This window comes from Candidatus Methanoperedens nitratireducens (assembly GCF_000685155.1).
Lineage (GTDB): Archaea > Halobacteriota > Methanosarcinia > Methanosarcinales > Methanoperedenaceae > Methanoperedens > Methanoperedens nitratireducens.
Window position 1 is genome coordinate 137897 of sequence record NZ_JMIY01000004.1, and the last position, 23491, is coordinate 161387.

The window sequence follows — 23491 nt, forward strand, 5'->3', positions numbered from 1 at the left end:
CTTTCTTTTTTGGGAAGGAGATACCATGAACGATCTTATTTTAATAGAAGATTATAAGAAATTCAAACTGGGGATGGAACTTTTCTTGAACCTTCCTGAATTTTCGGTTGGAACAACGCCTTCCGAGATCATCTATACCGAAGATAAGATGAAACTTCTCCATTATATCCCAACCGCGGAAAAACAACATCCAGTTCCAATACTCGTAGTATATGCGCTTGTGAACAGGTACTATATTCTGGACCTCCAGCCTGATAAAAGTGTGATAAGGAGGTTGCTGGATAAGGGGTTTGATATTTATATCATTGATTGGGGATATCCCTCGGGTGTAGATAGGTACCTCACGATCGATGATTACGTGAACGGTTATATAAATAATGCTGTGGATAAAATCAGAGAGTTATCTGGACTGGATAAAATCAGCCTGCTCGGCGTATGCCAGGGAGGTACTCTTTCTGTGATGTACGCGGCACTGCATCCAGAAAAGGTGAAGAACCTGATTACCCTGGTGACTCCCGTGAACTTTGATACGGATAAAGGACTGCTTCACATCTGGGCAAAGAGCCTGGACGTAGATAGTATAGTGGATAACTATGGAATAGTGCCGGGGAACTTATTGAATGCGGGATTCCTGCTCACGGACCTATTCAGGCTTATGATTGATAAGTATGTAGGTCTATTTGAGCGGATCGAATCCGGACCCGATGATGCGGTCTGCCAGCAGAGAAATGAAGAAACTTTCAAAAATTTCCTTCGTATGGAAAAATGGATATTCGACAGTCCTGACCAGGCAGGTGAAACCTTCAGGCAGTTCATGAAAGACTGCTACCAGAAGAACCTCCTTATCAAAAACAAGATGGAGCTTAATGGAAAGAGGATTAATCTGGAAAAAATCTCTATGCCGCTGCTTAATGTCATGGCAGAGTTTGATCATTTAGTTCCCAATGATGCAAGTATACCGCTGAATGATGCTGTATCAAGTTCGGATAAAGAGATGCTGGTTTTCCCGACAGGACATATAGGCATCTTTGTGGGCTCCAGATCCCAGAAAGAGGTCTGCCCCAGGATTGCCGAGTGGTTAAAGCCGAGGTCCCTTGATGGGAGCAGAGAAGAGAAGTTTAAACAAAAAAGGAAGAATCAAAGATCAAAGGTGAGGACAAAATGAGATTTGAAAATAAGGTTGCAATTATTACAGGAGCAGGGAGCGGTATTGGTAGGGAGACTGCGCTCATGTTTGCAAAAGAGAGAGCTAAGGTTGTTGTCGCCGATATAAATGAAAAGAGCGGTAGGGAAACAGTAACAGAGATTAAGAAAGCAGGAGACGAAGGACTTTTTGTTAAAGTAGATATATCCAATAAGGAACAATCAAAACAGATGGTTATGGATACTCTGGGAAATTATGGTAGAATCGACGTGCTAATAAATAATGGAGGTATTATTCAGGATGCCTTCGTATCAAAAATGACAGAGGAGCAGTGGGATAGGGTTATTAACATCAATCTTAAAGGAGCCTTTAATTGCATTCAGGCAGTGGTTGATGTTATGGTTAATCAGGGAGGTGGTGTAATTATAAATACTTCTTCTATTGTAGGACTGTACGGCAATATTGGCCAGGTCAATTATGCTGCAGCCAAGGCTGGATTAATTGGCATGACTAAGACTCTGGCAAAGGAGCTTGGAAGAAAGGGGATAAGGGTAAATGCAGTAGCGCCCGGATTTATAGTGACTCCGATGACCTCAAATGTGCCCGAAAAAATTCTTGAAGCGATGAAAGAAAAAACCCCACTGCGCAGGTTGGGTCAAACAAAGGATGTTGCATACGCATATTTATATCTTGCTTCAGATGAGGCAAACTTTGTTAATGGGGCGGTCCTTAGTGTGGATGGTGGATTGGTGATATAAAGACCCCTGAGACCCCTGAATTAATTCAGGGGACTATCAGGGGACTGGTTAAAAAGGTGAAACGAATGAATAATGTAGTTATAGTATCAGCAACAAGAACTGCAGTTGGGAAATTCGGGGGAAGTCTAAAGGATTTTAGCCCTGGACAACTTGGTTCTGTGGTATTGAAAGATGCTTTGAAAAAGGTGGATGTTGAACAAAGAGAAGTTGAAGAAGTCGTCATGGGAAATGTCCTTTGCGCAGGCCATGGCCAGAATGTAGCTAGACAGGCTGCAATTTGGGCGGGAATTCCAAAAGAGGTACCCTCCTATTGCGTGAACAAAGTTTGCGGCTCGGGCTTAAAATCGGTTGTTCTGGGAGCACAATCCATCATGCTGGGTGATGCTGATGTTGTCCTTGCAGGCGGCATGGAGTCCATGTCAACCGTCCCGTACGCGTTGAAAAAAAACCGGTGGGGAGCAAAGATGGGCAACGATGAAGTTGTGGATTTGATGATACATGATGGATTATGGGATATTTTCAACAATTACCATATGGGGGTAACAGCGGAGAACGTAGCAGAAAAATATAGCATCACACGGGAAGAACAGGATGAATTCTCAGCAATTAGCCAAAATAAGGCAGAAGCTGCAATCAAGGGGGGGAAGTTCACGGATGAAATAGTTCCAGTGGGGATTCCCCAACCAAAAGGCGAGCCTGTTCTCTTTGATACAGATGAGTTTCCAAGGTCTGGCACAACAAAAGAGATACTTGCAAAACTAAAACCTGCATTTAAAAAAGAAGGGACAGTAACTGCGGGCAATGCTTCAGGAATTAACGATGGAGCAGCTTGTGTTCTTCTTATGTCTGAAGAAAAGGCAAAAGACCGAGGACTTAAACCCCTGGCAACCATCCAGAGTTATGGGTTATGTGGAGTTCCTCCGGAACTGATGGGTCTTGGTCCAATTTGTGCGACCAAAAAAGCCATAGGAAACGCCGGCATAACTTCTGATAAACTCGACCTTATAGAACTCAATGAAGCCTTTGCATCTCAGAGTATCGCTGTTAGAAGGGAACTGGGCTTGAACCCTGACAGAGTTAATGTTAATGGCGGTGCTATAGCCATCGGGCATCCTATAGGAGCCAGCGGCACAAGGATACTGGTTACACTTCTGCATGAATTAAGAAGAAGAAAAGGCACATACGGCCTTGCAACCCTCTGTATTGGAGGAGGCCAGGGTATCGCCATGGTGGTAAAGAGATAGATACTATGGGAAAGAAAGCAGGATTGGAAGGTAAAGTCGCCCTGGTCACTGGAGGATCAAGAGGGATAGGTCAGGCGATTGCTTTGCGGCTTGCGGAAGAGGGCGCAGATGTTGCAATTAATTATCAGGCAACCAAAGAGCAAGCTGAGAAGTTATCAAAGCTGATAGACCAGATGGGCCTGGTGGACGAATTTGATAGATTATCCCTGAAGATAGATCTGATGGAGACAAAGGAGCATGCAAAGGAAGTATCAGATTTAATAGATTCTATGGGCAAGCACTCTATCATATGCCAGGCAAACGTCAATGACTTAGAGCAGGTGAACAGGATGCGGGACGAGGTGGTAAAGCAGTTCGGTAAAATAGATATTCTGGTCAATAACGCAGGAATAGTAAGGGATAAATCTTTTGTAAAAATGACTCCCCAGATGTGGACAGAAGTATTATCTGTAAACCTGGATGGAGCGTTCTACTGTACCAAAGCGGTAATAGAGGGTATGCTGGAGAGGAAGTTCGGCAGGATTGTGAATATATCCTCGGTTATCGGGAGAATGGGCAACCGCGGACAGGCGAACTATGCAGCTTCGAAGGCAGGATTGATAGCTCTATCGCAAACGCTGGCAAAAGAATTTGCAGGCAAGGGTATAACCGTAAACGCTGTTGCGCCAGGATTTATTGAAACAGATATGCTAAAATCAGTTCCCAAAGAAATAATGGAAAAAATTCTTGCCCAGATACCGCTGGGAAGACTTGGGAAGCCATCCGAGGTGGCAGGTGCGGTGGCATATCTGGTTTCAGAAGAAGGGGATTACATAACAGGCCAGGTCATTGATATAAATGGAGGACTCTACATTTAATCTATTTTTTAACGTATAGGAAAGTATAAACGCATTTCTTCCTCCTCATCTTGAAATCTGATAGTCTAAAAACAACGAACATAAACGAACTGGAACGAACTCCAAGAGTTCGTTTTGAGTTAGTATAAGTTCGTTGTTAATAATTTTGCCCCCGCAGGGGCTTTCTTGAAAATTAGTCCTCGTGCTGTTGTATAGTTTAATACCCATGCTTTAGAAGAAAGCCTCATACTCAAAGAAAAATATTGGTTCTACGTAGCGTTATTTCAATGGAGCCTCCCAATACTGCCCTAACTGTGGTCATACACCATGCACCCACCACTCACCCTCCAGCGTATGCTCCTTCTTCCAGATGGGAACTTCGGCCTTCAGGCGCTCGATAGCCTCCCTTAGCACGGGGAAAAGCTCATCTCTGTGGCCAGCAGCCACGACAATGTACACAATATCCCCGCCTTTCGGGATGATACCTGTCCTGTGGTGCATCAGGATATCCACTATACCCTCTTTTTCTTTAAGCTCAGAGCATATCCTATCCATTTTCTGTTTCGCAATACCGGCGTACTCCTCGAATTCAAGGAACTCTGTGCGGGTTCCCCCTGTTACAGCCCTGACAATGCCTGTGAATGTCCCTATAGCGCCTGCTTTCTCAATATCTTTAGATTGCCGTATCCTCTTTATCAGTGAACCAGACGTATGGTATTCTGGCAGCCTGAGAACCAGATCAGTTATTTCATCGATATCTGCATCCTCTGATCTATCAAGCCGCATAACGATATTAGGAGCCTCAAGATTTCCAAGTGCTATTTTGGGAAGCGTGCTTTCCTTAAAACCCTCAACCACCCCGAAATCCATCCCCGCATCAGCAAGTTCATCCAGGGCGCTTATAAGATTATTATTCCGCGAGAATTTTACAAGCTCATCCGGCGTGACCCCGATAACAACATCAGCGCCAGCCCTGGCATGTTTCCATGTATCAGTGCCCCTGATATTCAGGCTGTGCTCATGCAGGTGTTTTGCCGTGCCAACCTGTCCGTATCTCTTAAGGGCCTCTACTATCCGCTCCACCAGGCCTGTCTTCCCTGATTTCTTATAACCTGCTACTGAGATTATTTTCAAAAAGCGACACCTCGCTTTATGCGGTCTGGGGGTATGGTCGCAAGACCATACCCCTTCGTTTGATAAACCTTTATCAAAGGTTTAGCGACACCTCGCTTTATGCGGTCTGGGGGTATGGTCGCAAGACCATACCCCTTCGTTTGATAAACCTTTATCAAAGAGTGACACCTCGCTACATGGATTCCGGGGCTGCTATCCCGAGCGTATCGAGTGCGTTTGCAAGGACTATTCTTGAGCAATCAACAAGCGCCAGTCGTGCAGCCCTGAACTCGGGCTCTGCGCTGAGGACAGGCACATACTTGTAGAACTGGTTAAAGACATCGGCCAGTTCCCTGGCATAGATCGCGACGATATGGGGCTTTAACCCCCGCGATGCACTATCGATTGTGCTATCGAAGCTTGCGAGTTTTTTTATCAGTGCGGTCTCCTGCTCCTCAACGAGAAGATTTGGGTCGTAACTCTCAAATGCAATTCCCCCATCCTGCGCGTTCTTGATAATACTGCATGCCCTGGCATGGGCATACTGGATAAAGGGTGCGCCCTGCTTCTCAAAGTCCAGTGCCTCCCTCCAGTCAAATGTGGTCGCCTTATCAGGTGAGACGCGGATAATATCGTACCTCACAGCGCCTATGCTCACAAAAGCAGCCACCTTTTTCTTAAACTCCTCATCAGTATCAGGCCGCTTTTTATTTACTTCTGAATATGCGGCTCTCTCTACCTCATCCAGCAGCTCATCGGCAGAGATGAAAACGCCGCGCCGCGTGCTCATTGAGCCCTCAGGAAGGGAAACGAACTCAAAGATGACTATCTCAGGCTCAGGCAGGCCAAGGAGCCTGAGCACTGCTTTAAGCTGGGATGAGATGAGCTTGTGATCTGCTCCGAGAATATCGATCATGCGGTCGCACATTGCTGCTTTCCACTCATGGTATGCGAGATCACGGGTTGTATAAAGGGATGTACCATCAGAGCGCTGTACCACCAGGGGCTTCTGGATATCCATATCCTTCAGGTCAACCATAAGAGCCCCGTCCTTTATCATGGCACAATTAAGTTTTTTGATTCTCTCCATCACCCTGCTGACATCACCTGTGCGCACGAACCGGGACTCCCAGATAAATTCATCATGGCTGATATTCATGCGCCGCAGGGATTCTTCTATACCATGCATCGCCGTGTCTATGGCGTCCTTGAATCTCTGGACGGTCTCAGGGTCTCCGTTCTCGTATTTTTTCATGAGGGCATCCACTTCAGGTGAGTGCTCTTTTTCATCGACCAGGGTCTTGTTGGCATTGATATAGATCTCTGCAATCGCATGATCCGGCTTTTTGGTCTTATCGAACTCGAAGTTCATGAGTCCCCACACAACGACTGCGATCTGCCGTCCCATATCGTTTATGTAGTACTGTGTCCTGACATCATAGCCTGCGCGTTTCAATATCCTGGCAAGTGTATCACCGATCACTGAATTTCTTATATGCCCGATATGCAGGGGGCCGTCAGGATTGGCAGATGTATGCTCAAGGATAACCGCTCCTTTCTTCTCAAGCACTCCAAAATCCTCCCTCTCAAGCAGAACACGTAAGACGGTTTCATTCAGGAGGGTGCGGCTTACAAAAAAGTTGATATAAGGCCCTACCATCTCTGCTCTCTCGATATAGGAGTCCGGGGTTATTCTTATGTTCTTATAGATAGCCTCGCATATCTCTTTTGGATTGCGTTTGTATTCCGGGGCTAATCTGAACGCTACAGAAGATGCTATATCAGCATGTGGCGATTCATGCAGTGCCAGATCATCGATCTCAAACCCGGCTTTCGCTAATGCACTGGATAATACTGATGCAACTTCATCTTTAAATCTAAGAAACATGAACAGTTAACACACAGGCTAAGTACATAATTTTTTCTTAATCGTGTGGTATCTGGTAAATACTATGGTAATGATGCTGATTCTAATTAATCATATCTGATAAAAAACCAGGTAATAAATGATAAATAATTGTATTCAAATTTGGTTTGGAAAACGGTTATTATCTTTGAAATGTACTCCTACCCTAAAAGGAGATACAGCAATGCAAGATGTCCTGATATACTCTACCATTAATTGTCCTAATTGCAGGCTGCTAAAGCAATTGCTTGACAAAAAAAACATACCGTATAAAGAGGTAGATATGGCCACACCGGCAGCACTGACAGAGCTTCGGATGAACGGCGTGTTCACTATGACCGCTCCCGTACTACAGATAGGCAGCAGGTTCTATACATACAAAGAGCTATTCAGCCAGGACAGGATCGATCAGAGCAAGCTGGATAACCTTCTTAACGCTTAGCAGGATTCGTTATTCTCAGGTTATACTCTGGAGAAAAGGAGGAATGTCATGGGTAAATATATCGAGATTCAGGTACCAAACCCTATAAAAGGGCACAGAAGGGAATTAGCAGGGGCTTTTAGCAGAATACAGCAAACCCCGGAGAGTGGAAAAATAAAAAATATCCCGATAGCAAAGGATGTCCAGACTATACAGAGGACCCTTGGTGGTTATCCAGCATCGGTTATACCCAAGATCAGGACAACAGATGGTCACCTTATAGACTGGGACAGGAATGCCATAGTGAACCAGCTTCTAAAAGAAACAAAACTCAGTGAGCAGTTCTACGGGGAGGCACCGATCACTGAGGAAGAAGCCCGTGATATAGCGAAGGAAGCCGAGAAAAGGATAAAGGACATGGGCGTGAAATTCCTCTCCGGTCCCCTGGTGCGTGAACTGGTCAATATTATACTTCTTGAACGCGGCCATATCGAATGGCGGAACATCTCGACAAGGGTAGGCACGCCTGTTTATGATGCCTACAAGATCGATATGGGCACCGGTTTTGAGGCAAGGGATAACGCGAATCTTCAGGAGAATGCCGAAACTTCGCACAAAAAGAAAGCTGACAAGATGAGCAAGGAGCAGTACCTTCTCATGCTTCCGCCACGACTGGCGGATGCGCACTTAAATGGCGATATCCACATACATGACCTTGAGTACCTGGGAACACGCGCATTCTGCCAGGACTGGGATCTGCGCTATTTCTTTTACTACGGTCTCATGCCGGATGGAAGCGGCACAAAGGCAAGCGTGGCAGGGCCAGCAAAGAAGCCTGAGGTGGCAATACTCCATGCTGTTAAGGCACTGGGCAGCGCGCAGACGAACTTCGCAGGAGGGCAGGGGTTCTATAATTTCCTCACCTTTATGGCACCTTACTTTGAGGGCATGGGCTATGAAGAGATTGAGCAGCTCATGCAGATGTTCGTTTACGAGATGACCCAGATGATGGTGGCAAGGGGAGGGCAGCTTGTATTCTCATCGGTACAACTGTCCCCCGGTGTTCCCGGGCTGTGGCGGGATAAGCCCGTAGTGTATAAAGGCAGGGTATATGATGGCGTGGCGGCGCCAAAACGCACATACGGCGAGTTTGAGCGCGAGGTGCGCCTGTCATTTGAGGCCTTGATGAACGTGATGCTAAAAGGGGATTACTGGGGAAAGCCGTTTAACTTCCCGAAGCCTGAGATCAGCATAGAGCCTGATTTCATGGAGGAGAACGATGAGTTCAACCGCTCGCATCCTGAAGTCCCGAGCTACGATGATCTCTACACAAAGGCGTTTGAACTTGCAGCCAAATACGGCGCCCCGTATTTTGATAACCAACTACCTGAATACAGGGGCGCGGGGAAAGGCATCAGTTGCTACCAGTGTTGTGCCTATAACTTCTCCTCCTCGCATGATAAGGACTCCGAGTTTGAGGATAAGATGTACTTCAGGGATGGGAAGCATTTCTCGATGGGTGCATGGCAGGTGGTCTCGGTTAACTGCCCGCGCGCTGCCTATAAGGCTAAAAAGGATGATGAGCAGCTCTTCCGGGAATTAAAGAACATGATGGATATGTGCATTGAGCTCTTCAAGATCAAGCGTAAATGGATGGATATCATAACCAGGAATAACAGGATGCCTTTTGCAACACAGAGACCCAAGGACCCGATCACGCAAAAGCGCGGCGAGATCGCTGTTGACCTGAAGGGGCTTGTGTACACCATAGGCGTTGTGGGGATCAACGAGATGGTGCAGTACCACACAGGCAAACAGGTACATGAGAGCGAGGATGCCAGGCGGCTGGCAATAAGGGCGATGTTCGAGATGAAGTTCTATGCAAAGGAACTGGGCGAGAAGAACGGGATGGAAATAGCCCTGGCGCGCACGCCAGCAGAGACCACGGCGCAGCGCTTTGCGGTCTCAGATCTTTTGCACAAGGAATACAGAAAGTGCACAGAGCCGCTTATCAAAGGGAATGCCCAGGCAGCGCTGTCGCGCCTATCCGAGACGCGCGACCTGCCCATATATTACACCAACGGCACGCACGTACCCCCCGGCGCGGATGTATCGCTCCCGCAGCGCATCAAGATAGAGGAGGTCTTCTTCCCTATCGTGGACGGGGGCAATATACTGCACATATGGCTTGGCGAGGCAGCGCCTGACCCGCGCGGGCTCAAGGAGTTTGCCATGAACATAGCAAAGAACACCCAGGTCGGGTATTTTGCTTTCACAAGGGACATGACCGTGTGCATGGATGATTTCCATGTTGCGTCCGGGCTGCTGAAGGAATGCCCCAACTGCGAGAGCGAGAACGTGGAGCATCTGAGCAGGGTGACGGGGTATATACAGGCTGTGTCGGGGTGGAATGACGGGAAGAAGCAGGAGCTAAAGGACAGGAAGAGATACGGGGTGGGAGGGGGGTGATGGCAATTAAATCGATTAAATGGTCCATCGAGGACAGGAGGTGACAATGTTACAAGATAGTAATAAGCTCATAGGCAAAGGAGATTACTTATATGATTTTCAAGAAAAGATGATGGTTCTTTATGCATCTCCGAATGCCAGAAAGCCCAAAGGGAAGAAGGAACAGATCAGAATAATTGCTAAGAGTAAAAATGGTAACTATAAATATCCCTCTGATAATAAATTACTTCCTCCAATAGCAGTAAGAGTGGGTAATAAAACCTTGTATAGATTTGAATATAATTAGATAAAGACTTAGGCGAGTTACCTCTCGCCTAATCCTAGTAGATATCTATGTGAATCAATGGAAAAAGGTAGTAAAGTATAAAAATACTAAAAATATTAATTGACAAAAATATGCGAGAAGTAGTTGGTGGTATAGTCATTAATGAAGTTGAAGCTGAACCGCTTAGTGATTATGTCGTCGATTTTTTAATTTCGCAGAGAAAAGAAAGCCCAATCTTAGATTTTAAAAAGATAATATCAATACGAAAAGACTCTGATTTTCCTGAAATAGCAAAAGATATCTTTGCTTTTAGTAATTATGGCGGAGGGTGGATATTAATAGGCTGGGAGGAGACTAGCCCCAATATGTTCGTTCCTGTAGGGCTTCCAGAAGATTATAAAGTAGATCAAGCAACTTTGCAGGAAAAATTTAATTCATTCACCGACTCCCCCATAGAATTGTTATATAAGGAATTAAATAAAGATTTTAAAGATTTATTTATTAAAGCGAAAGAAGAAGTAAGGCAAAAAGTCAATTCGATATCTAATAAATTTGCAATAATTTTTATTCCACCGTCGTATATTTTACTAAAACCTAATAAAGAAGGTAAGTATAAAAAAGGAGAAAAGGAAAAGGTTGTTTTTTCAAAAGATGAATATTTTTATCGACGTGGTACACAAAATATACATCCCAGTTCGTATGAGCTTCAGTTAATTAAAAAACGGCTTGAGAAAGAACAATATCGTCTATCAGTTTTAAGTGGAGAACCAGATAAAATCTCTGAAAAAATTTATAGTAATTTGTTTAAAGTAACAAAAATGCCTGAGTATGTATATATTGGCCAAAAGAAAGATTATGATAATGTTTCAATAAAGGTTCTTCTCAAACAGGAAGGTATTTTTCCAGAGTGGCAGCATAAGTTCAAAATTTGGAATAATAGCATAGTGACATTTGAAAATTTAGCAGAAGAGTATAACTCTTACAGAAAACTTGTCATACCGCAAACCATTAGAAAAGAATCAATTGAAACATGGTTAGATGATGAAGATAAAAATAGAATTATAGTCGAGCTTCTTAATAGAGAGATGAGGCATTATGCTATCGCCAAAGGTTTGTATTATTTTGAAAATAAAAATAAATTTTACTATACACTAGAGGAAGATAACAGAAAAGAGCAATGGCATAGCAGGTATAGAAGGGCAACAAAAGAAGTTGCAGCGAAAATGTATGCTGAACAGTTAAAAGATTTCATTTACTGGCATGTAGCATTTTCACCAAATTTTATTCAACTTGGAAGGAAAGGTTTCTTTTATAGGATACTTCCAACTTTTGTTATTACAGATGATGGAAGAAATCCTCGTACAGGGCCGGAAGAAGGGACAATTATCACAAGACTTTCTTATGATAGATATAACAGTATGTATCTAAACACAGTGCTTTTTTGGATGCATCAGTTAGGCAATGGGGGAGACATCCAAATAGGCGATTATCTTACAATTAGTTCCGAGCCTTTAACTGTTGAATTACCTGTGGGAATAATTTATGATATTCCATCCTCAGAGTTTAGATTGGAAATTGATGACGAATTAAATAGCGAGAGCTATGAGGGGACTGATTTTGAGTAAAATTGAGGCAAATTACCTAGAAGAGGAAAGTTTGGTTTTTGGAGGTATGCATGAAGAGAAAGACCCACGTTTAGGCCTTAAATATTTTGGACCTTTTCATTACTCTACAGAAAGTTCGTCAATAGAGAAAACCAGATTAGGTATGGTAGGTAATAAATCTGCTAATGAGAAAGCCAAAAAAATAGTTGATTTAATCAGCGATCAGGTAGAAAGTGATGATAGAAATAAATGGCTTTATCCTCCTTTTCCTGGAATGTCTAAAGATACAAAGTTTCATTGTTCGATTGAATTGTCGGAGAACTGGAAAGAGACCATTTTGGAGGATGAGATTAATAGGTTGCTAGAAATCTCAGAACCAAATGAACGAATTGGAGCAGCCGTTGAATTATATTACAATAAGATTGAAAATATTTTGACATATGAGGATAATCCTCCAGATGTTGTCTTATGTATGATTCCTCGTGATATCGAGGAATTCTGCGGAATATCTGAAAAAACAAGAGGTGCAAAAACACCGAAACCCACTCCATTAGAAAAACAAATTCAAGCATTTAAAGAACAAAATCAGAGTTTCTTGTCCCGATGGGGAGTGAGCGTAGAAGAGGAAAAACCAAAATTTAAAGGTTATGATTTTAGAAATGCGTTAAAAGGAAAAATTATGGATTTACAATCACCTGTACCGATTCAATTATTAAGGGAATCTACCTGTGATACAATCCTAAATTATGAGAAAGGTAAAATGGGAACTAGACAAGATCCTGCCTCCTTTGCATGGAATCTTTCTACAGCACTTTATTATAAGGCGAATGGAAAACCATGGAGGCTTGCCAAACTAAGACAAGATACATGCTATGTTGGCATCTCTTTCTATTATGATAAATTAAGTTTTAACAAAGATATTCAAACTTCAATGGCACAGGTTTTTACACATAATGGAGAAGGGCTTGTTCTAAGGGGAACTGAGGTTTATATTGATGAAAAAACAAAAGAGTCTCATCTATCACAAAATCAAGCTGAAGACCTATTAAAAGACGTGATTCATACATATATAAAAAAAGCAGGGAGGACCCCATCCAGAGTAGTTATTCATAAATCGACAATGTTTAGTAAAGCTGAAGAGAATGGTTTTAAATCAGCTATTGAAGCTACCAACAAGAATGCTAAGAAGGATTTTGTGGCTATTTCTAAAAGAAATAACGGAATCCGTTTTATGAGAATGGGATCGTATCCAGTTTTGAGAGGAACTTTAATATCTTTATCTGAGAGCGAACATATATTATACACTTCAGGTTACACTCCCAGAATTAGAACTTATCCAGGTCATAGTATTCCACAACCCTTATTGATTCATCATAAAGGAGATTCAGAAATTGAAGAGATATGCAAAGAAATCTTAGGTTTAACAAAACTCAATTGGAATACTACTGCTTTTGCTACATATTTGCCAATAACACTTGCATTTTCTAAAAGGGTAGGAGAAGTATTATCGGAACGTCCTAAAGGTAAACCACTTCAAAATCATTACAGATTTTATATGTAGGTACGGGGATATAACTATGCTTTCAACTCTCTGCGTCTCCCCTGAACAAAAACATGCCCCACTATTAGAAGAGCGCCTCCACTGGCACAGCCCCGCCGACAACGAGCCCGCGCCGCGCCTGTACACCCCCGGCATAACAAATCTGCGTTCATCGGCGTCATGCCCGCCGCTATGCATAGACACGTATGCCTCGCAGGGGCATACGTGGATGCGCCCTCCCGAGGCGCGACTCGGGGCGTTCATCTGCGGTTCGTTCTTTGCGGAAGCGCCGGATATTGATTGTTCTGCATTTATAAAAAACCCCAAACGTTATTATAGCCCGCCATCCTCTGCCTCCTTCTTACCAAAACCCGGCGCTTTCCTCGGAGAGCGCCCTGGCTGGCATCTACTTGCAGGCAGTGAGCTTGTGCGCTATCTCATAGCCTTTACAGAAAACATGCCAAAAGTGCAGGAGTAAGCGATGGTGGAAGCAGAGAAAGATATTTTAATTCCAAGCACAGATGATATTATCACCATCAACCAGAAATTGGGTGGCACGGTACTGAATAGGGGAATAATCGATTTCATAATCGCTAAGATAGAGGCTAAAGTTCCTAAGAAAGACTATAAACGGCAGATTGCTACTATTGCTGCTGTTTTTTGGTTTGAAATAATCCAGGGACATCCATTTGTTGATGGTAATAAGAGGACTGGCACAGAGATCATGAAACTTTTCCTTAAGAAGAATGGATTCAAATTAAACACTCCACTGGCAGGACTCGTGTATATATCCTTAAAGATTGCAAATAACGAAATATCATATTCAGAATTAATAAACTGGTTATACAGGAGGCTCGAAAATGGAAACCTTTACTAGGTATTTACTGAGAAAAGGCAAACTGGAGAAAATAGAAGTACCAAAGGAAGTTGCGCTAAAAGAGATAGAGGAAGTTCTGAAAGAGGATAGAGAATTTCTTGAAATAATGGAAAAGATGTAATGGAAGATATCTCTGCTGGTCAGACATGGAAAAAAGATATAGATGATCGCCTGGCGCAGCCTTGTCTCCAGCGCCGACAACGAATCTGCACCGCATTAATACAGACCCGGCACAATAAATCTGCGCAGTCTGTCTCTTCTTTTAGTGCGGCGCCGGACATTAATTACTTATGGTTCATAAAAATTAACTATCTAATCTTTGCATCCTGGTATGAAAAAACGGATCAACTTCAACCGGTAAAAGCAAGCAAACAAAGCAACAATTTAAAGATAGAAGACTCTGCGGTAATTATCAACTAACATCGCAGAGCACGCCAAGAGCGCAGAGAATCAAAATGATACACCCATCACTGCGCTCGCCTCCCGCCGCTGCCTCACATAAAAAGCAGCGCCGCATAATCGAACAGGCGGCGCACTCGTGCGGATGGCGCGGCGGGGGAGCGGGCGGATGAAGATGCATCAATTGATCTGAGTAATTCTTATAAACCCCTTCCCGTCTTCCAATCTTTATCGCTCTAATTTCTGTTCCAGAGATCGAATAAATTACTCTGAAATCTCCAACTCTTATCCGATAGGTATTTTCTCTACCTTTGATCTTTCTATAAGGCAGGCTGAATGGATTATCCTCAAGCAGCTTTAGTTTTTCAATAATTCTATGTTTATTCTCTTTTTCAAGATTTTTAAGAAAATTAGCAGCATCAGAGCTTAAGAAAAGTTTAAAACTCATATAATTTCATCTAAAGAGATTTTATTTCCCTTTTCCATCTCTTCTTCAATTCTATCAAGCTCTTCAAGCTCCTCCTCAGATAGCTCTTCAAATCCAAGAAAGTTATCTATTTTTGAGTTCAACATTGTTAGTTGATTCTCAATTTTTATCAGGTGAGTGAGTATTTCTTTGTTAGCACTGATGCTCATATTATTTAAGTTGTTTGAAGTATAATAAAAAGTTTTTGTGATATTGTATAGTCAATCATTAACATGGTGTATCTGCTGCTCTCTCCTATACTGGCATTTCCGCCCACATGTGCCTCATATAAAACCAAGCGCCGCATAATCCAATAAGCGGCGGCGCACTCATGCGGATGGCACGGCGGGGGAGCGGGCGGATGAGGGCACACCCATGAAATTATCGTTATTAGATGATTATATTTAGGTGAATAAACATAAAGGAGATGCGGTGAATCTATTAAGCGGATTTATTTAGATACATGTGCTTGGTGTAGACCTTTTGATGATCCATCTAATCAACGGATTCTTCAAGAATCAAATGCCATAGCTGAGATCTTTAGAAGAGTAGATGCCAGGGAGCTTGAGATCATAGGTTCAAGCATTTTACTTGCCGAAATCTCCATGATAACACCAAAAATAAAAGAGGAAACAGTTCTATCATTAGTGAGACATGTCACAAACAGTTTTGCTGTCGCTACCAATACTATCGAAAGATTAGCCGCTGAACTCATGCAGGCATGTACCATCGATGCTATGGATGCTTTGCACATAGCAGTTGCGATAGAAAATAAAGCTGAAGTTTTTATAACAACTGATGATATCATTTTAAATAAGGCTGAATGCATATTGAGATATAAGATAACAATTAGAAACCCCTGTGAGGTATAGAATGTCTGAAGCTGCTGTAGAATCTCCTAAAGTAATGGAAAAGGTATTCAATATACTGAAAAGAGAGCTTAGCGCAGAGGAATATCTCGTTTATCTTCAGACGATAACCCCAAGGATCGGAGACGCAACAAGAGAACTCAGGGATATCACAAAAAAAATGAGTCTTGAGGAAGTATTGCGCAAGGCAAAGCAGATGGAGAAGACATTGAATGCTTAGAGCTTAAAGATTCGCAGAAAGCATGAAAAACTGCCAATCTCTGGCATCAATCGCCCTCATCTTCTTAAAACTCCATCGCCTCCAACCAATCGCCATGTTAATTGCCCGCCGCCGCCTCATATAAAAGACAGCGCCGCATAATTCAATAAATTGTGGCGCACTCATGCGAGTGGCGCGGCGGAATATAAAGAAGATAAGAGATATAAAAACTATACTTCCTGCCTCAGCTTTTCATATACTGCCCGCGAAATTTTGATCTGCTTCAATATCTCTTTGAGCAAACCTATGCTGAGTTCTTCGTCTCAATGCAGAGGCACAACAGTTCTCCTTCCATCTGGATGTATGTATCTTGCATGACTTCCGACCTGATGGACTTTATCAAAGCCAAGTTTCTCAATAATTTTGCACATCTTCCTTCCAGAGACAGGAAGGAGTCTTGTCATACCTTAACCTCTAACTGCTGTACTCCAATAAATTTTAAAGGCAGAATCTCTTCTTCCCTATCAGCTTCGAGGCAAACCTGTATAGCTTCTTTTATGCGTTCCATAGCCTGCTCTACAGTTTTGCCCTGCGTATAGCAGCCCGAAATGTCCGGTACTTTCGCTATATACACTCCATCCTCATCCTGCTCGATAAGAACAGTGAAGTTTAGCAGTTTATGCTTCATATAGATCACGTATGATATTTGTATATCTGCTATTTAAATAATCGTCTCCCTGCCTCTGCGCTCACCTCCCACCGCCTCATATAAAAAGCAGTAGCATAATCCAAGAAGCAGCGGCGCTCTCATGCAGATGGCGCGGCGGGACGATACAGTTTGTAGTTAATCGACAAGCATATCAGGAATCAATGGTTATTTATAAGCATATATCATATCAATATTAAGCGTGAGAAATAATTATGGCTTTAACAGTTAATGTGAAAAAGGATTTCTCTTTAAAGGAAGTAAGTAATGTGATTCGCTCTGCTTTAGCTCTGGATGAGCGTATTGCAAAACATAAAAGAGCTAAATACGCTAATATCTGTAAAAATTTTGAGACTAAATATGGGATGAGTTCAGATATTTTTATGAGAAAATTTGAATCAGGGGAGTTGGACGAGCGTGATGATTTCTTTGATTGGTATGCTGCAAAAAAGGGCCTTGATAATTGGAGTAAAAAGCTGGATATATTGTCAGGGATTAGCCTATGAGATCCCGGGAGTATTACTCTCAAATTGAAACGGTTATTAGAGACTGTCCGGTAGTTACTCATTTTTCTATAGATTTTGATGAAATTGATGAGCACATAGGATATTTAAAGGGCAGGATTGAGCTAATTGATGTATCGGTTCTCTATTTTATTGAATTTGTTGAAATTCAGGATAATATGACCAACCGACTCAAATATAAATATCAATGGCAATCTGAGAATGATAGTTTAATAGCACGGTGGGATAACGTACCACACCATAAGGAAGTTGATACTTTTCCCAATCATATGCACGATGATAAGGGAGTACATGCGTCTCCTGGCGTCGATTTAAAAACTGTCATTGATATAATAGTTGATAAAATAATTATCTAAGCCCACTGCCTTATCTTGCAAACTAATATATTATCTATTATTGCCTTTAACAAAACCAAGCGCCGGATAATCGAACAGGCGGCACTCTCATTCGGATGGCGTGGCGGGGGAGCAGGCGGATGAAGGTGCATCTACGAATAAACCGCGTTCATCTGCGGTTCCTTATGTTTTAAGGTATAGAGCTTTTATCATAATCGAATAAAATCTTCAATAGAATATCCCGCCTCTTTTATTATTGCCCTTAGGGTACCTTTTGGGATATCTACACCCGGATGATTGGGAATTGTAACTCTTCTCTTTGTAATTGGATTATACCAGATCTCATGGCTTCCCTTTGCATACCTGTCAAAAACAAATCCAACTTTTTTAAGCTTCTTAATAGCATCAGTTGCAGTCATTGATTGAAGTCTTGTCATGCATTAATACTTACTGGAACACTGGTAGTTATTATTAGATCCTTCTTTTTTTCAATCTCAAAAGGAAGCGGGTCTCCATGTTCAATATATGACTCGATTAATTTTTTAGCAACATCCTGTGCAATCTCTATAGTCTCTGCGATTGTCCTGCCCTGTGCTATTAGCCCCTGCAGAATCTCACTTGTTGCAAGATAGCCTCCTTCTTCAAGCTTCTCTATTTTAATATCAATCATGGTTTCTGGCATTTAAAGCACCTCAATCAATAAATTTGATTATCCAACGGTTTTTAAGGTTACTCTATCATATTACGATTTACCTTTAAATGCTTTGTCAGGTACCGAAGGTAGTAGTGTATCAATTATTTTTGTGCACCTCCCGCCGCTACCTCATATAAAAACCAGCGCCGCATAATCGAATAAGTGGCGGTGCTCTCATGTGGGTGGCGCGGCGGGGGAACGGGCGAATAATGCAGAAATTTATTTATACGAATGTGAATAAACGAAATAATAATAGCGAAGGCTTACTTGATAGTTTTTTCTTAAAAGGGAGCGGTGAATAAACAATCAGGCGAGGTGTATATCAAAAAGGAGGAAAATAATCATGGCCAAAATTGATGATAAAATTATTCAAAAATTTCCGGTGGACGCGGAGCTCGCCGCCTTCATCGACAGGATCAAGGCGGTAGATAACCACACGCACGCAAATACGACCGCGCCGGAAGATCCCGATGCCGATGCGCTGCCGCTCCACGAAATATCTCCGTTCCCTGTCGCGGTGACCCTCATGCCGGATCACCCGAACTGGGTGGCCGCCGCCAGGGCGCTGTACGGCTATCCGCACGCAGAGTTGTCCGAGGCGCATATGCCCGAACTGCGTGAATCCGTCGGCAAGGTTCTCAGCGAGCAGGGCGACAATTTCCCCACCTGGGTGCTCGGCAGGATCGGCACCGAGGTGATGCTCACCAACCGTGTCGCGATGGGCCCTGGGCTGGAGCCGCCGCGCTTCCGCTGGGTATCGTTTGTCGACGCGCTCATGTTCCCGCTGTCAACCAGGGCGGAGGCCAGGGTCTCGCCGGACCGTGAGAAGTTCTACCCGCATCAGGAGGCGCTCCTCAGGCGCTACATGGCCGATCTCAAGGTCATGAGCTTGCCGCCCACCCTTGACGCCTATTTCAAGACAGTTGTGACCCCGACCATAGAGGCGCAGCAAAAGGCAGGCTGTGTCGCGGTGAAGTTCGAGGCAGCGCTGATGCGCTCGCTCCACTTCGCCGAGGTCCCGGCACAGACCGCGAACGCTGTCTACGCCAGGTACGTCAAGGGCGGCGTACCATCGCACGCAGAGTACAAGGCACTCCAGGACTACATCTTCCGCCACATCGCGCGCGAAGCGGGTCGCCTCGGCATGGTGGTCCACGTACACTCGTTCGAAGGTCCCGGCAGCTTCTATCACACCGCCGAAGCTGATCCGCTGCTCCTGGAGTCGGCGATCACCGACCCGACGCTGAGCAACACGAACTTCCTGTTCGTTCACGGCGGCGGCATCTTCGCCTCTCACGCCGGCGGCCTTCTCTGGCGGCCGAACGTGTATGTTGATACCTCGGGGATGGCGTTCATGTATCCACCGGAGCGGCTGGCGAGGATCCTGCGCGACTGGCTCACCCAGCACCCCGACCGCGTCCTGTTCGGGAGCGACGCGGCCGAGTTCGGGCCGGATACACCCTGGGAACTCTCCGCCTGGATTGGCATCACCAACGCGCGAATAGCGCTAACAATTGCGCTAAGCGAGATGATCCGCGCTGGCGAGGTCTCACGCGCCAGGGCCCGGGAGATCGCCATCATGGTGATGCGGATGAATGCCGCTAAACTCTACAAGTTGGGCCTGAAGTAGCAGATTGCGTTGCAGGGCAGCCCATTTCGTGAGATAATTGTGTTGATACGTTTATTTCAGCGCTCGCCTCCAACCATCAGCAAGCCGAAAAGATTTTTAGCAATATAAAACATATAGTCCTATAAGGAAGATAGATCTCAAGGATTTACAGTAACTCAAACAGAATATTATATAACGGCTTATATTTTAAACTAATAAAATATACTATGGTTATAATAAGATGGGGATAGCCAGAGAACGAATGTAATGCTGGACTGGAGGCCTGACATAATGGTCCTGGAGAGTGGTAATGCATGAGAATACTTATAGTATCAAACAGGTTGCCTATCACTGTGGTGGAAAAAGAAGGCGGATTGAAATTTCGGGAGAGTGTAGGAGGCCTGGTATCGGGCTTAAGCGCATATATGGACTCATTGAAGAATTCATCATTTACTATGTCTGAGTGTATATGGATCGGCTGGCCAGGTATTACAATTGATGACAATAATGGGATGAAAGAAGAGTTGAAGTCAAGAGCACTATCTGAATTTCACTCTTACCCTGTATTTCTTTCAAAAAAGTCTATGGAAAAATTCTATCATGGATTTTGCAATAAGACGATCTGGCCTCTTTTCCACTATTTTCCTACCTATGCTGTGTATGATGAGGATTACTGGGAATATTATAAGCATGTGAACGAGGTGTTCTGCGATGCGATTATGGAAATAATAAGGCCGGATGATGTGGTATGGGTGCACGATTATCATCTTATGCTACTTCCTAAACTTATAAGGGACAGGATGCCCAATAACCCGGTAGGATTTTTCCTTCATATCCCTTTTCCGTCCTTTGAAATATTTCGACTCCTTCCGAAGAGGTGGAAAGTTGAGATATTAGAAGGTATCTTAGGAGCAGATCTTGTGGGATTTCATACACACGAATACACGCAGTATTTCTTAAGGTGCGTACTGCGTATTTTAGGTCATGAGCATACTATGGGTAAGATAATCCAGAGGGATCATATTGTTAAAGCAGATACATTTCCCATGGGAATACAATTTACTAAGTTCAATAATGCTGCGAGCAGTCTGGAAGTTCAGAATAAGAAAGACGTACTTAAGAATACACTGGCAGATTATAAGATCATCCTTTCAATAGACCGGCTGGATTATACAAAGGGTCTCATCAACCGATTACAATGTTACGAACTCTTTCTTGAGATGAATAAACAATGGCACAGAAAGGTCATTCTTATCCTTGTGATTGTTCCTTCTCGCGTAGGAGTAGAACACTACCAGCAGATGAAGAAGGAGATAGATGAGCTGGTAGGTAGGATTAATGGACGATTCGGTGACATAGAATGGACACCAATATTATACCTGTACAGATTCCTGCCATTCAGCTCACTGGTTACCCTGTATACTGTTAGCGATGTTGCTCTGATCACGCCATTAAGGGACGGCATGAACCTCATAGCAAAAGAATACCTTGCAGCAAGAACTGATGGAACTGGCGTTTTAATCCTCAGCGAAATGGCAGGGGCTTCAAAGGAACTTGGAGAGGCTATCATCATTAACCCGAATAATAAAGAGGAAGTTGCAGATGCCCTGTGTGTAGCACTGGAAATGCCTCATGAGGAACAGGTTAAGCGCAACAAGGTTATGCAGGACAGGCTCAGCCGCTATGACGTGGTCGGCTGGGCAGATGATTTCGTTAATAATTTGCTCCAGAGCCGGGAAGAGCAGATAAGGTCTGAGGGTAGATTATTAAGAACTAACATAATGGAGCAAATGATCAAAGATTTTAAAAAAGCCAGACGAGGTATTATCTTTTTAGATTATGATGGAACACTTGCCCCTTTTGCGCCAAGCCCCAGGATGGCAAAGCCAGATGAGGAAATTTTAAAGATCCTCAGATGCCTCTCGGAAATTAGCAAAATCGAGGTTGTTCTGATCAGCGGGAGGGATAAAGATACACTTCAAGAATGGTTTGGTATGCTCAATATCAACCTGGTTGCAGAGCACGGCATATGGATCAGGGAGATAGACGAAGACTGGAAGATGATAAAACCATTGAGGAACGGCTGGAAAGCCCAGATTCTTCCTATACTTAAAATGTATGTGGATAGAGTACCGGGTGCATCTATTGAGGAGAAAGATTTCTCTATTGCATGGCACTACCGTAAAGCCGACTCTGAGCAGGGCTCACTGCGGGCAAAGGAACTCATTGATGCCCTGGTAAATTTTACTGCCAATATAGATGTTCAGGTACTGCAGGGAAGTAAAGTAGTTGAGATCAGAAATGCAGGTGTGAATAAAGGCAATGCCGGGCTGTACTGGATCTCAAAAAATAACTGCGATTTTGTACTGGGGATAGGCGATGATCTGACTGATGAGGACCTGTTCAGGGCACTTCCTGAGGCAGCTTACTCAATCAAAGTTGGAATGTCTCAATCCTGTGCCAGGTTTAATGTGCACAGCTATATGGATGTTCTGGGTCTGCTTGAGCAACTGGCTAGAACCTCACTGATAAAGCCTAATCCGCAGCAGAGATAAAAACATCATACTTGAGTATTTCAGGCTGAATGTTGAGCCTTCCTCATGTTTCCAGGTAATGGGGACTTCTTTGATCTTAAAATCTGCATTTTTTATTCTCCACAGAAGTTCCACGTCAAACTCAAATCCTCTTGTTTTAAATACAGGAAGCAGCAGATCAAGGACTTCTCTTTTAAATACTTTGGCGCCGCATTGTGTGTCCCTGATACCAAGGCCAAACAGCAGGTTTACCAGGATATTAAACATCCTGCTTGAAATCCTTCGCTTCAAGGGCTGGTTAACAGAGATTTGTGCCCCTTTTACCCGCCGTGATGCTATGGCACAATCAGTGCAATCTAAAGCATCGATTAATCTTTCGAACTCCCCTGGAGAGACTGCTTCATCTGAGTCAACAAATCCTACCACTTCTCCACATGATTCTCTGAGCCCCTGAAGTATAGCTCCGCCTTTTCCCTGCCTCTCAGAGAACTCAAGCAGCTTTATGCGCGGATTATCTGCCATCATGCCCTGAACAATTCGTGGTGTGTTATCATCTCCATCGCATACAACTATAAGCTCATAGTCATACTTTTTATCAAGGAAAAAAGAGTATGAACTAATGACTTTATTAATCCTTTTTTCTTCATTGTATGCGGGAATGATAAGGGATAGTTTCATGTTAACCCGTCTGAATAATTTTTGACAGTAATTAATGCACTGCTATATATATTTGCCCATTTAGTTACTGTAGTATAAGCGATATATATACCACTCACTCCACTCTCTATACTTAATTAACTGGTCTCTTGTTATTTATAAGTGACTCTCTCCTACGATTAACTTTCCGGTAGGTTACATCAGTGTGTGACAAACTACAGGGTCGTATTTATTTAACCTGCATATCTGATTGCCATGATCTAGTGGACTGTTTGATAAGTAATTTCCGATATTCAACTAACAAATCGATCCATCCATCTTT

General features: G+C 43.5%; 28 protein-coding genes. 19 read left to right on the plus strand and 9 right to left on the minus strand.

The features are described from left to right. Positions 1 to 25: 25 nt before the first annotated feature. From phaC to ANME2D_RS09110, 4 genes are all read left to right on the plus strand, one after another. Positions 26 to 1165 carry a class III poly(R)-hydroxyalkanoic acid synthase subunit PhaC gene (gene phaC / locus ANME2D_RS09095; protein ID WP_048090840.1) on the plus strand — a complete coding sequence of 380 codons (1140 nt, stop codon included), beginning with the start codon at positions 26 to 28 and terminating at the stop codon, positions 1163 to 1165. Continuing rightward, entirely contained in the window at positions 1162 to 1902 is a 741-nt protein-coding gene (fabG, locus tag ANME2D_RS09100) for a 3-oxoacyl-ACP reductase FabG (RefSeq protein ID WP_048090842.1), read from the plus strand. The genes phaC and fabG overlap by 4 nt, the downstream gene beginning before the upstream one ends. Positions 1903 to 1967: 65 nt before the next feature. After that, a complete protein-coding gene (locus tag ANME2D_RS09105; protein ID WP_048090844.1) occupies positions 1968 to 3146 on the plus strand; it encodes an acetyl-CoA C-acetyltransferase in 1179 nt (392 codons plus the stop codon). Between the two features lie 5 nt (positions 3147 to 3151). Next, entirely contained in the window at positions 3152 to 4003 is an 852-nt protein-coding gene (locus tag ANME2D_RS09110; protein WP_048090846.1) for a beta-ketoacyl-ACP reductase, read from the plus strand. 297 nt (positions 4004 to 4300) lie between these two features. Here the strand turns inward: ANME2D_RS09110 and ANME2D_RS09115 are convergent, their stop codons facing one another. Both ANME2D_RS09115 and argS read right to left on the minus strand, forming a co-directional pair. Then, positions 4301 to 5116 carry a molybdopterin synthase gene (locus ANME2D_RS09115; RefSeq protein WP_048090848.1) on the minus strand — a complete coding sequence of 272 codons (816 nt, stop codon included), beginning with the start codon at positions 5114 to 5116 and terminating at the stop codon, positions 4301 to 4303. 172 nt (positions 5117 to 5288) lie between these two features. Beyond that, positions 5289 to 6983 carry an arginine--tRNA ligase gene (gene argS, locus ANME2D_RS09120; RefSeq protein ID WP_048090850.1) on the minus strand — a complete coding sequence of 565 codons (1695 nt, stop codon included), beginning with the start codon at positions 6981 to 6983 and terminating at the stop codon, positions 5289 to 5291. Positions 6984 to 7185: 202 nt separating this feature from the next. Between argS and ANME2D_RS09125 the strand changes: the two genes are divergently transcribed. The 9 genes from ANME2D_RS09125 (at position 7186) to ANME2D_RS09160 (ending at position 14597) form a co-directional block, all read left to right on the plus strand. Beyond that, positions 7186 to 7443 (plus strand): glutaredoxin family protein, encoded by a 258-nt coding sequence (locus ANME2D_RS09125; protein ID WP_048090852.1) that lies wholly within the window; start codon positions 7186 to 7188, stop codon positions 7441 to 7443. Positions 7444 to 7491: 48 nt separating this feature from the next. Beyond that, positions 7492 to 9891 carry an anaerobic ribonucleoside-triphosphate reductase gene (nrdD, locus tag ANME2D_RS09130; RefSeq protein ID WP_081810212.1) on the plus strand — a complete coding sequence of 800 codons (2400 nt, stop codon included), beginning with the start codon at positions 7492 to 7494 and terminating at the stop codon, positions 9889 to 9891. A 46-nt stretch (positions 9892 to 9937) separates the two neighbouring features. After that, positions 9938 to 10177, plus strand: a complete 240-nt coding sequence (locus ANME2D_RS09135; RefSeq protein WP_048090855.1) for a hypothetical protein — start codon at positions 9938 to 9940, stop codon at positions 10175 to 10177. A gap of 110 nt (positions 10178 to 10287) precedes the next feature. Continuing rightward, the gene (locus ANME2D_RS09140; protein WP_048090856.1) at positions 10288 to 11781 is read left to right on the plus strand and encodes an ATP-binding protein; all 1494 of its coding nucleotides are present in this window, start codon (positions 10288 to 10290) and stop codon (positions 11779 to 11781) included. Further along, the gene (locus tag ANME2D_RS09145; RefSeq protein WP_048090858.1) at positions 11774 to 13321 is read left to right on the plus strand and encodes an argonaute/piwi family protein; all 1548 of its coding nucleotides are present in this window, start codon (positions 11774 to 11776) and stop codon (positions 13319 to 13321) included. Before ANME2D_RS09140 ends, ANME2D_RS09145 begins: the two co-directional genes overlap by 8 nt. A gap of 208 nt (positions 13322 to 13529) precedes the next feature. Continuing rightward, the gene (locus ANME2D_RS09150) at positions 13530 to 13778 is read left to right on the plus strand and encodes a hypothetical protein (protein ID WP_048090860.1); all 249 of its coding nucleotides are present in this window, start codon (positions 13530 to 13532) and stop codon (positions 13776 to 13778) included. A 3-nt stretch (positions 13779 to 13781) separates the two neighbouring features. Then, positions 13782 to 14177: a type II toxin-antitoxin system death-on-curing family toxin gene (locus tag ANME2D_RS16895; protein ID WP_052368754.1), complete on the plus strand. Its 396-nt coding sequence runs from the start codon at positions 13782 to 13784 to the stop codon at positions 14175 to 14177. Continuing rightward, positions 14161 to 14298, plus strand: coding sequence for a hypothetical protein (locus tag ANME2D_RS17990; protein WP_157834043.1), 138 nt, complete (start codon positions 14161 to 14163; stop codon positions 14296 to 14298). The genes ANME2D_RS16895 and ANME2D_RS17990 overlap by 17 nt, the downstream gene beginning before the upstream one ends. Continuing rightward, a complete protein-coding gene (locus tag ANME2D_RS09160) occupies positions 14298 to 14597 on the plus strand; it encodes a hypothetical protein (RefSeq protein WP_048090861.1) in 300 nt (99 codons plus the stop codon). The genes ANME2D_RS17990 and ANME2D_RS09160 overlap by 1 nt, the downstream gene beginning before the upstream one ends. Here the strand turns inward: ANME2D_RS09160 and ANME2D_RS17380 are convergent. Together ANME2D_RS17380 and ANME2D_RS09170 are read right to left on the minus strand one after the other, a co-directional pair. Continuing rightward, complete coding sequence (locus ANME2D_RS17380; RefSeq protein WP_081810213.1) at positions 14590 to 15024, minus strand: type II toxin-antitoxin system RelE family toxin; 435 nt, start codon at positions 15022 to 15024, stop codon at positions 14590 to 14592. The two genes, ANME2D_RS09160 and ANME2D_RS17380, sit on opposite strands and share 8 nt — an antisense overlap. Beyond that, the gene (locus ANME2D_RS09170) at positions 15021 to 15212 is read right to left on the minus strand and encodes a hypothetical protein (protein ID WP_048090863.1); all 192 of its coding nucleotides are present in this window, start codon (positions 15210 to 15212) and stop codon (positions 15021 to 15023) included. The genes ANME2D_RS17380 and ANME2D_RS09170 overlap by 4 nt, the downstream gene beginning before the upstream one ends. A 279-nt stretch (positions 15213 to 15491) precedes the next feature. Here ANME2D_RS09170 and ANME2D_RS17385 point away from each other — a divergent pair, with 279 nt between their 5' ends. Continuing rightward, the gene (locus tag ANME2D_RS17385; protein WP_277812931.1) at positions 15492 to 15914 is read left to right on the plus strand and encodes a type II toxin-antitoxin system VapC family toxin; all 423 of its coding nucleotides are present in this window, start codon (positions 15492 to 15494) and stop codon (positions 15912 to 15914) included. Between the two features lies 1 nt (position 15915). Then, a complete protein-coding gene (locus ANME2D_RS09180; protein WP_048090867.1) occupies positions 15916 to 16131 on the plus strand; it encodes a hypothetical protein in 216 nt (71 codons plus the stop codon). Positions 16132 to 16433: 302 nt separating this feature from the next. On the opposite strand, the gene ANME2D_RS18690 is transcribed toward ANME2D_RS09180, so the two are convergent. Beyond that, entirely contained in the window at positions 16434 to 16574 is a 141-nt protein-coding gene (locus tag ANME2D_RS18690; RefSeq protein WP_241763342.1) for a type II toxin-antitoxin system HicA family toxin, read from the minus strand. Then, complete coding sequence (locus ANME2D_RS09190) at positions 16571 to 16798, minus strand: type II toxin-antitoxin system HicB family antitoxin (protein ID WP_048090869.1); 228 nt, start codon at positions 16796 to 16798, stop codon at positions 16571 to 16573. Before ANME2D_RS09190 ends, ANME2D_RS18690 begins: the two co-directional genes overlap by 4 nt. Before the next feature lie 233 nt (positions 16799 to 17031). On the opposite strand from ANME2D_RS09190, the gene ANME2D_RS09195 reads away from it, so the two are divergent. Both ANME2D_RS09195 and ANME2D_RS09200 read left to right on the plus strand, forming a co-directional pair. Next, complete coding sequence (locus tag ANME2D_RS09195; protein ID WP_048090871.1) at positions 17032 to 17322, plus strand: hypothetical protein; 291 nt, start codon at positions 17032 to 17034, stop codon at positions 17320 to 17322. Next, positions 17319 to 17696 carry a toxin-antitoxin system TumE family protein gene (locus ANME2D_RS09200; RefSeq protein WP_048090873.1) on the plus strand — a complete coding sequence of 126 codons (378 nt, stop codon included), beginning with the start codon at positions 17319 to 17321 and terminating at the stop codon, positions 17694 to 17696. The genes ANME2D_RS09195 and ANME2D_RS09200 overlap by 4 nt, the downstream gene beginning before the upstream one ends. Before the next feature lie 188 nt (positions 17697 to 17884). Here the strand turns inward: ANME2D_RS09200 and ANME2D_RS09205 are convergent, their stop codons facing one another. Next, positions 17885 to 18094, minus strand: coding sequence for a type II toxin-antitoxin system HicA family toxin (locus ANME2D_RS09205; protein ID WP_198527397.1), 210 nt, complete (start codon positions 18092 to 18094; stop codon positions 17885 to 17887). 14 nt (positions 18095 to 18108) lie between these two features. Then, positions 18109 to 18357 (minus strand): type II toxin-antitoxin system HicB family antitoxin, encoded by a 249-nt coding sequence (locus ANME2D_RS09210; protein WP_048090877.1) that lies wholly within the window; start codon positions 18355 to 18357, stop codon positions 18109 to 18111. Positions 18358 to 18712: 355 nt separating this feature from the next. Here ANME2D_RS09210 and ANME2D_RS09215 point away from each other — a divergent pair, with 355 nt between their 5' ends. Beyond that, a complete protein-coding gene (locus ANME2D_RS09215) occupies positions 18713 to 19999 on the plus strand; it encodes an amidohydrolase family protein (protein WP_048090879.1) in 1287 nt (428 codons plus the stop codon). A gap of 293 nt (positions 20000 to 20292) precedes the next feature. Then, entirely contained in the window at positions 20293 to 22533 is a 2241-nt protein-coding gene (locus tag ANME2D_RS09220) for a bifunctional alpha,alpha-trehalose-phosphate synthase (UDP-forming)/trehalose-phosphatase (RefSeq protein ID WP_048090881.1), read from the plus strand. Here the strand turns inward: ANME2D_RS09220 and ANME2D_RS09225 are convergent. Next, entirely contained in the window at positions 22501 to 23190 is a 690-nt protein-coding gene (locus ANME2D_RS09225; protein WP_048090883.1) for a dolichyl-phosphate beta-glucosyltransferase, read from the minus strand. The genes ANME2D_RS09220 and ANME2D_RS09225 overlap by 33 nt on opposite strands. Positions 23191 to 23491: the final 301 nt, after the last annotated feature.